This is a genomic window from Pseudomonas sp. 44 R 15, from assembly GCF_900004965.1.
GTDB lineage: Bacteria > Pseudomonadota > Gammaproteobacteria > Pseudomonadales > Pseudomonadaceae > Aquipseudomonas > Aquipseudomonas orientalis_A.
This window is the reverse complement of the sequence record NZ_CVTU01000109.1, coordinates 18,940-27,342: the sequence shown is the minus strand read 5'-3', so window position 1 is coordinate 27,342 and position 8,403 is coordinate 18,940. Positions and strand designations below refer to the sequence as shown.

Here is an 8,403-nt window from a genome sequence, read left to right as displayed (position 1 = left end):
GGGTGCCCAGGGAGCCCAGGCCACCGGTGACGCCGGTGCCGATGCTGGTGACGGCGGTGCCGGCCGAAGTGACCAGGCCGCCTGCCGTCGTGCCGACAATGGGGACACCGTTCAAGGTCGAACCGAGATCACCCACCGCTGCGCCCACATTGCCCACGGTGGTGCCGAGGGTGCCGGCGATCTGGCCAGTGACGAGCGGAGTGGCTGTCGAACCTGTTTCGCCGCCAGTGCCGCCAGTGCCACCACCGGTACCGCCTCCAGTGCCGTCGCCTGTACCACCACCGGTACCGCCGCCCGTACCGCCGCCTGTACCTCCACCGGTACCACCGCCAGTGCCGTCGCCGGTACCATCGCCAGAGCCGCCGCCGGTGCCACCCCCCGTACCGCCACCGGCACCGGCACCTGCGCCAGCATCCGGCGACGACGCCGCCACGCTTGATTTGTGTCCGCCACCACCGCTGCTGCAGCCGCCGAGGCTCATTGCCAGAATCAACGCCAGTGCGGTACTTGCTTTCCAGAACACGACTTGAGTTTTCATGATTGAGTTCCTTGCACCAGGTACAACCTTGGTTGTTTCAAACGTTCGCCGTTTCTTCGGCCAGCGATACGTTTGTCCGTGTGATTAATCACAGACCTGGGTCGGTTTTCTCGCAACGCTCAACTTCGTATTAACGATTTATATACATAAGGTCTTAGTCGGCTTAAGCGCTAATACAAACGGTATAACGTGTAGAAGTTCAGTAATTATAGTTTATGAAAATCAATAAGTTGAATAAAAAAAGCGGACCCGGGCGGGTCCGCTATAACTTAAGGTGTATATATACAATTAAACAGTGGGCTTCAGGCAATCGGTTGCCACTTCCCGAGCATATGCTCAATAGCCCCTGCGCCATTCAGCACTAACTCGCCACTTGAGCCGGCGCCGCTGGTCATCAGTATCACTTCGCCGGGCAGGCGTACGGGTTTTTTGAATTCAACTTCAATGTCGACATTGGCGAGCGGAAGGTGTTGGTCCAGCGCCGCCAGAGTGCGGGCCTTGTTCCATAATCCGTGAGCGATGGCCTGGGGGAAGCCGAACAGTTTGGCCGTCGGTGCGCTGAGATGAATCGGGTTGTAATCGCCGGACACGCGGGCATAACGTCGACCGATATCAGCCGGGGCGTTCCAACGGGACAGCTCACTGAGGGGCGTGTGCACCGACAACCCATGCTCCACCGTCTCGCCCTCAAGCTTTACACCACGGCACAACATTGTGCTTTGGGCTTCCCAGAGCAGCCCCAGGGCGTCCTCGACCACGGTCACCAGGTCAAAGGTCGCGCCCTTGGCGTGGGGCTTGAGATTGCAGGTGTACACGCCGACGGTCAGCTCACTCACACCGCCCAGGGGTCGATGGACGCGAATGCGGTTGCTCAGGTGAATCAGCCCCAGCAACGGGAATGGAAAGGTTTTGTCGGTCAGCAATTGCATCTGCAGGCCGAACGCCAGGATGTGCGGATAAGTCGCCGGCAGCATCGGGCTGTCGGCAAACCCGCAGACCTTGCGGTACGCCGCGACAGCCTTGGGATCGACGCGCACCTGGCAACGCAGGCCATGTTCGGGCAGTGCGCTGCCGGTGATCTTGCGCTTGAGTGCCGCGCGCCAGTACAGCGGCGGTAGAAACGGTGTGCTGTCCACTGTCTGCCATTGCATAGTCACGCTCCCAGAAGACTCTGCCCGCACACCCGCAGTGCCTGGCCGCTGACGGCACCCGAGCCCGGCTGGCTCAGCCAGGCCACGGCTTCGGCCACGTCCTGCGGCACGCCGCCCTGGCCCAGCGAACTCATGCGCCGGCCGGCCTCGCGCAGGGCGAACGGAATATGCGCGGTCATCTGTGTTTCGATAAAGCCGGGTGCGACGGCGTTGATGCTGATCCCACGGGTTTTCAGCAGCGGTGCCCATGCCTGGGCCAAGCCGATCAGCCCGGCCTTGCTCGCGGCATAGTTGGCCTGCCCGCGATTGCCGGCGATGCCGCTGATGGAGGCCAGCAGCACCACGCGGGCGTTGTCGTGCAGGGTGCCGCTGTCGAGCAGTGCCTGGGTCAGCACCTGCGGCGCATTGAGATTGACCGCCAGCACGGCGTCCCAGTATTCCGGGGTCATGTTGGCCAGGGTCTTGTCGCGGGTGATACCGGCGTTGTGCACCAGGATATCGAGGCCGTCGGGCAAGTGTTCGATCAACTGCGCGGCGGCGTCCTCGGCGCAGATATCCAGCGTGAGGGTACGCGCGTTCAAGCGTGCGGCCAGGGCGTCAAGGTCGGCCCTGGCTTGGGGCACATCCAGCAGGATCACCTCGGCGCCATCACGCACCAGCGTTTCAGCGATGGAGGCGCCGATACCCCGGGCAGCGCCGGTCACCAGCGCCTTGCGCCCGGCCAGCGGGCGCGTCCAATCCTCGACCGGCGTGGCGCAGGCCTCCAGGCGAATCACTTGCCCTGAGATATAGGCGCTCTTGGGTGACAGGAAAAACCGCAACGCGCCTTCTAACTGGTCTTCGGCACCCTCGCCCACGTACAGTAACTGCAACACACCGCCGCTGCGCAGTTCCTTGGCCAGGGAGCGGCTGAACCCCTCCAGGGCGCGCTGGGCGCTGGCGGCGAACGGATCGCCGAGGCTTTCCGGCGCGCGGCCAAGAATCACCAGGTGTGCGCTGGGGGCGAGGTTTTTCAGCAATGGCTGGAAGAATTCGCGCAGCTGCTTGAGCTGGTCGGTGTGTTGCAAGTCACTGGCGTCGAACACCACGGCCTTGAGTTTGGCACCGTGCCCGGGAATCCACGCCGGCGCGTCCAGCGTTTGGGCGCCATAGCTGTACAACGCATCGGTGAGTTTGTTGGCAAACGGCAGGATTTTATTCGCCAGCGCGCCGCCGCCCAGCAGCAGTGCACCTTCCACCGGGCGCAGGCGCCCGGCTTGCCAGCGTTCCAGGCGTACCGGTGACGGCAGGCCAAGGGCGGCGACCAGGCGATGGCCGAGGCTGGAGTTGGCGAAGTCGATATAACGGTCAGACATGGAACGCTCTCCGAAGACTGGGGTTCAAAGGGTTGACCATCCCAGGGTAGCAGTCGTTCGACTAGGCTCAGTGATCAAGCCCATAACAGACAGAGGGAGCTTTTCATGACTCAATTGCGCCGTGTGGCGATCATTGGCGGTAATCGCATACCCTTCGCCCGCTCCAATGGCCCCTACGCCACGGCCAGTAACCAGGCGATGCTCACCGCCGCCCTGGAGGGCCTGATCGAACGTTTCAACCTGCACGGCCTGCGCATCGGCGAGGTGGCGGCCGGCGCGGTGCTCAAGCATTCCCGCGACTTCAATCTCACCCGCGAATGCGTGCTCGGCTCGCGCCTGTCGCCGCAAACCCCGGCCTACGATGTGCAGCAAGCCTGCGGCACCGGGCTGGAGGCCGCCTTGCTGGTGGCCAACAAGATTGCCCTGGGCCAGATCGAATGCGGCATTGCCGGTGGGGTGGACACCACCTCCGATGCGCCGATTGGGGTCAATGAAGGCTTGCGCAAGCTGTTGCTGCAAGCCAACCGCAGCAAGTCCATGGCGGATAAGCTTAAAGTCCTGTTACAACTTCGTCCGCATCACCTCAAGCCGCAGCTGCCGCGTAACGGTGAGCCGCGCACCGGGTTGTCCATGGGCCAGCACTGCGAGCTGATGGCGCAGACCTGGCAGATCCCCCGCGCCGAGCAGGACCAGCTTGCACTGCAGAGCCACCGGAACATGGCCGCCGCCTACGCCGAAGGCTGGCACAACGATTTGCTCACGCCGTTTCTGGGCCTTACCCGCGACAACAACCTGCGCCCTGACCTGAGCCTGGAAAAACTTGCCGCGCTCAAGCCCGCGTTCGAACGCAGTGAAAAAGGCACGCTCACCGCCGGCAACTCCACGCCGCTGACCGACGGCGCCTCGCTGGTGCTGCTGGGCAGCGAGGCCTGGGCCAGGGAGCGCGGTTTGCCGATCCTCGCGTACCTGCGCGACGGCGAAGCGGCGGCGGTGGATTTCGTCAACGGTGCCGAAGGCCTGCTGATGGCGCCGGTGTACGCCGTACCGCGTCTGTTGGCGAGGAATGGCCTGACGCTGCAGGACTTCGATTACTACGAGATCCACGAAGCGTTCGCTGCCCAAGTGTTGTGCACGCTCAAGGCCTGGGAAGACGCCGATTACTGCAAAACGCGCCTGGGCCTGGAGGCGCCGCTGGGCGCCATCGACCGCAGCCGCCTCAACGTCAAGGGCAGTTCACTGGCCGCCGGGCATCCGTTTGCCGCGACCGGTGGGCGCATTGTCGCCAACCTGGCCAAGTTGCTGGATGCGGCGGGCAAAGGCCGTGGCTTGATTTCGATCTGCGCGGCGGGGGGGCAGGGCGTGACGGCGATCATTGAACGATGAACGAGGCTTGACGAATCCCCCTTGCAGGAGCGAGCGTGCTCGCGAAAGATGTCATGGATAACGCGTGTATCCTGGATATACGCGTTGCCTTTGAGTTCTTCGCGAGCAAGCTCGCTCCTACAGGAAATTGCGGTAGCCTCTCCCTCCAACGAGTGGATTGCCGTATAACGAGTGCCACACGCGTGTTTGGTAATACAGGACCCACAATAAAAGCTGATGAAGACTCCTAAACGCATTGAACCCCTGATCGAAGACGGTCTGGTCGACGAAGTGCTGCGCCCACTCATGAGTGGTAAAGAAGCAGCTGTTTATGTGGTGCGCTGCGGCAACGAATTGCGTTGCGCCAAGGTTTACAAGGAGGCGAATAAACGAAGTTTTCGTCAGGCGTCCGAATACCAGGAAGGCCGCAAGGTCCGTAACAGCCGTCAGGCCCGGGCCATGGCCAAGGGCTCCAAGTTCGGCAAGAAAGAAACCGAAGATGCCTGGCAGAACGCCGAAGTGGCGGCGTTGTTCCGCCTGGCCGGGGCGGGCGTTCGCGTGCCCAAGCCGTACGACTTTCTCGAAGGCGTGCTGTTGATGGAGCTGGTGGCCGACGAGTACGGCGATGCGGCGCCGCGTCTGAACGACGTGACGCTGGAGCCGGACCAGGCGCGCGAATACCACGCCTTCCTGATTTCCCAGATCGTGCTGATGCTGTGTACCGGGCTGGTGCACGGTGACCTGTCCGAGTTCAACGTACTGCTCACGCCGACCGGCCCCGTGATCATCGACCTGCCCCAGGCGGTGGATGCGGCGGGCAACAACCACGCGTTCAACATGCTGGAGCGGGACGTGGGCAACATGGCTTCCTACTTCGGGCGCTTTGCCCCGGAGCTGAAGAAGACCAAGTACGCCAAGGAAATGTGGGCGTTGTACGAAGCCGGCACCTTGCACCCAGCCAGTATCCTGACCGGTGAGTTCGACGAGCCGGAAGAACTGGCGGACGTGGGCGGTGTGATCCGCGAGATCGAAGCGGCGCGGCTGGACGAAGAGCGCAAGCAAGCGATTCGTGCGGCGGACGATGCGCCATCGACCAAGACGGCAGAAGAACCGCCGCCTCCCTGGATGCAGTGAACTTCAGGTAGACGAAGATCAACGTGTGGGAGGGGGCTTGCCCCCGATGGCGGATTGTAGGAGCGAGCTTGCTCGCGAAAAACTCACAGGCACCGCGTTCATTCAGAAAGCACGCGTTATCGTTGACGTTTTTCGCGAGCAAGCTCGCTCCTACAGATTGGTATTAGGGGCAGCCCCCTCCCACATGGGTTTTGTGCGCAACCAGTCAGGCGCAGCACTTGCCTGACGCCAACTCCTTGAGAATCGGACAATCCGGCCGGTGGTCGCCCTGGCAGTGTTCCACCAGGTCCTGCAACGTATCGCGCAGTTGCTCAAACTCGCGAATCTTCTGATTCAACGCCTCGACATGCTGGCGCGCCAGGGCTTTCACGTCGGCGCTGGCGCGCTGGCGGTCCTGCCACAAGGTCAGCAGCTTGCCGACTTCTTCCAGTGAAAACCCCAGGTCCCGCGAGCGTTTGATAAACGCCAGGGTGTGCAGGTCGTCGGCGCTGAAGAGGCGATAACCACTCTCGGTGCGATGAGCGGCCTTGAGCAGGCCGATGGATTCGTAGTAGCGAATCATCTTCGCGCTCAGCCCGCTTTGGCGGGCGGCTTGGCCGATATTCATGGGCGTTGATCCTCCAGGTCCTTGGGTTTCCAGGTTTTGAGCAGCAGCGCATTGCTCACTACACTGACGCTGGACAACGCCATCGCTGCGCCTGCCAATACCGGATTGAGCAGGCCGAAGGCCGCCAGCGGGATGCCGATCAGGTTATACACAAAGGCCCAGAACAGGTTCTGGCGAATTTTTGCGTAGGTCTTGCGGCTGATCTCCAGGGCCGCCGGCACCAGGCGCGGGTCGCCGCGCATCAGGGTGATGCCGGCGGCGTGCATGGCCACGTCGGTGCCGCCGCCCATGGCGATGCCGATATCCGCTGCGGCCAGGGCCGGTGCGTCGTTGATGCCGTCGCCGACCATGGCCACCACCCCGGTTTTTTTCAGGGCGGTCACGGTGGCGGTTTTGTCGGCGGGCAGCACTTCGGCGTGGACATCGTCGATGCCCAGGGCCTCTGCGACCACTCGCGCGCTGCCGCGATTATCGCCGGTGAGCAGGTGGCTGCTGATGTGCTGGGCCTTGAGTTGCTGCACGGCGTGCAGTGCGCCGGGCTTGAGCGTGTCGCCAAACGCGAACAGGCCCAGCACGCGCGGATGTGCGCCTTGTTCGATCAGCCAGGACAGGGTGCGACCTTCGGCTTCCCATTCAGTCGCGCGCTGACTCAGCGCGCCGGCGTCAAGGCCGGTTTCTTCCAGCAGGCGTCGATTGCCCAGGGCCAGTTGCCGGCCGTCCAGGGTGCCGGCGATGCCGCGTCCGGTCAGGGACTGGCTGGCACTGACGTCAGCCGGGTGCAGCCCCTGTTCGTCACAGGCATCCAGCACCGCCTTGGCCAGCGGGTGCTCGCTGCCACGCTGCAGGGCTCCCGCCTGTTGCAGCAGGCGCGAGGTGTTGCCGTCCACCGCCGCCAGATGGGCGATTCTCGGCGCGCCCGAGGTGAGGGTGCCGGTCTTGTCGAACACCACGGCGCTCACCGCATGGGCATGCTCCAGCGCCTCGGCGTCCTTGATCAGAATGCCATGGCGTGCAGCGACGCCGGTGCCGGCCATGATTGCCGTCGGCGTCGCCAGGCCCAGGGCGCACGGGCAGGCGATCACCAGCACCGCGACCGCGTTGATGATTGCGCTCTCCAGGGGCGCGCCGTACAGCCACCAGCCCGCGAGGGTGAGCAATGCCACTACCAGCACCGTCGGGACGAAGACCTGGCTGACTTTATCCACCAGTTTCTGGATCGGTGCCTTGGCGGCCTGGGCGTCCTCGACCAGGCGGATGATCCGGGCCAACACGCTTTCCGCGCCCAGGGCCTGGGTACGCACCAGCAGGCGACCTTCACCGTTGATCGCGCCGCCGGTGACCCGGTCGCCCGGTTGTTTCGGCACCGGCAGGCTTTCGCCGCTGATCAGCGCTTCGTCGGCATGGCTTTGGCCATCGACGACTTCGCCGTCTACCGGGAAGCGTTCGCCGGGCTTTACCATGACCAGGTCACCGAGCTTGAGCGCAGTGATAGCGACCTCTTCCTCACGGCCCTCCAACACGCGCACCGCCCGCTCGGGGCGCAAGGCTTCGAGGGCACGAATGGCGCTGGCGGTCTGGCGCTTGGCGCGGCTCTCCAGGTATTTACCCAGCAGCACCAGTGCGATCACCACGGCCGAGGCTTCGAAATACAAATGCGGAGCGGGCCGGGTGAGCCATTGATAAACGCTCAGGCCGTAGCCGGCACTGGTGCCGATCGCCACCAGCAGGTCCATATTGCCCGCGCCGGCGCGCACGGCTTTCCAGGCGGCCCGGTAAAAACGCGCACCGAGGATAAATTGCACCGGTGTCGCCAGGGCGAACTGCACCCAGGCGGGGAGCATCCAGTGCAAGCCGAAGGGTTCGACCAGCATCGGCAGCACCAGGGGCAATGCCAGCACGATCGCCAGCATCAGCGCCCAGCGTTCGCGGTGCAGGTGCCGGACTTGATCGGCCTGGGTGGTGGTGGCGGCCTGGGGCAGGCTGGCGGTGTAGCCGGCTTTGTCGACGGCGGCGATCAGCACGCCGGGGTCCATCTGGCCGATTACCTCAATGTGGGCGCGTTCGTTGGCCAGGTTGACGCTGGCACGTTGCACCCCCGGCACCTTGCCCAGCGCACGCTCCACACGGCCGGCGCAACTGGCGCAGGTCATGCCGCCGATGGGCAGGTCAAAGGTGGTGGTTCCATTCATGGGGCAGTCCTCCGCAAAACAGTGCCCCCAGCATCAACCTTGACCTGTGGGGAAGGTCAAGCGTCTT

General features: G+C 63.7%; 6 protein-coding genes and 1 pseudogene. 2 read left to right on the top strand and 5 right to left on the bottom strand.

Translation table 11 applies throughout. The annotated features are described in order from the left end of the window. The 3 genes and pseudogenes from BFP93_RS29380 to BFP93_RS20420 all read right to left on the bottom strand — a co-directional run. Positions 1-538: pseudogene (locus BFP93_RS29380) on the bottom strand (hypothetical protein); the annotation flags it as partial. Between the two features lie 302 nt (positions 539-840). Further along, positions 841-1,689 carry a MaoC family dehydratase gene (locus BFP93_RS20425; protein ID WP_065894639.1) on the bottom strand — a complete coding sequence of 283 codons (849 nt, stop codon included), beginning with the start codon at positions 1,687-1,689 and terminating at the stop codon, positions 841-843. A 2-nt stretch (positions 1,690-1,691) separates the two neighbouring features. Then, complete coding sequence (locus BFP93_RS20420) at positions 1,692-3,044, bottom strand: 3-oxoacyl-ACP reductase (RefSeq protein WP_065894637.1); 1,353 nt, start codon at positions 3,042-3,044, stop codon at positions 1,692-1,694. A 105-nt stretch (positions 3,045-3,149) separates the two neighbouring features. On the opposite strand from BFP93_RS20420, the gene BFP93_RS20415 reads away from it, so the two are divergent. Together BFP93_RS20415 and BFP93_RS20410 are read left to right on the top strand one after the other, a co-directional pair. Beyond that, a complete protein-coding gene (locus BFP93_RS20415) occupies positions 3,150-4,427 on the top strand; it encodes an acetyl-CoA C-acetyltransferase (protein WP_065886494.1) in 1,278 nt (425 codons plus the stop codon). 216 nt (positions 4,428-4,643) lie between these two features. Next, a complete protein-coding gene (locus BFP93_RS20410; RefSeq protein ID WP_065894635.1) occupies positions 4,644-5,540 on the top strand; it encodes a PA4780 family RIO1-like protein kinase in 897 nt (298 codons plus the stop codon). Positions 5,541-5,745: 205 nt separating this feature from the next. On the opposite strand, the gene cueR is transcribed toward BFP93_RS20410, so the two are convergent. Together cueR and BFP93_RS20400 are read right to left on the bottom strand one after the other, a co-directional pair. Further along, complete coding sequence (gene cueR / locus BFP93_RS20405) at positions 5,746-6,147, bottom strand: Cu(I)-responsive transcriptional regulator (protein WP_065894633.1); 402 nt, start codon at positions 6,145-6,147, stop codon at positions 5,746-5,748. Further along, positions 6,144-8,336, bottom strand: coding sequence for a heavy metal translocating P-type ATPase (locus BFP93_RS20400; protein WP_065894631.1), 2,193 nt, complete (start codon positions 8,334-8,336; stop codon positions 6,144-6,146). Before BFP93_RS20400 ends, cueR begins: the two co-directional genes overlap by 4 nt. Positions 8,337-8,403: the final 67 nt, after the last annotated feature.

What these genes read in the sequence shown, in the direction of transcription:
- BFP93_RS20410 (WP_065894635.1), top strand. Translation starts at nt 4,644, where the DNA reads ATGAAGACTCCTAAACGCATTGAACCCCTGATCGAAGACGGTCTGGTC.
- cueR (WP_065894633.1), bottom strand. Translation starts at nt 6,147, where the DNA reads ATGAATATCGGCCAAGCCGCCCGCCAAAGCGGGCTGAGCGCGAAGATG.
- BFP93_RS20425 (WP_065894639.1), bottom strand. Translation starts at nt 1,689, where the DNA reads ATGCAATGGCAGACAGTGGACAGCACACCGTTTCTACCGCCGCTGTAC.
- BFP93_RS20420 (WP_065894637.1), bottom strand. Translation starts at nt 3,044, where the DNA reads ATGTCTGACCGTTATATCGACTTCGCCAACTCCAGCCTCGGCCATCGC.
- BFP93_RS20400 (WP_065894631.1), bottom strand. Translation starts at nt 8,336, where the DNA reads ATGAATGGAACCACCACCTTTGACCTGCCCATCGGCGGCATGACCTGC.
- BFP93_RS20415 (WP_065886494.1), top strand. Translation starts at nt 3,150, where the DNA reads ATGACTCAATTGCGCCGTGTGGCGATCATTGGCGGTAATCGCATACCC.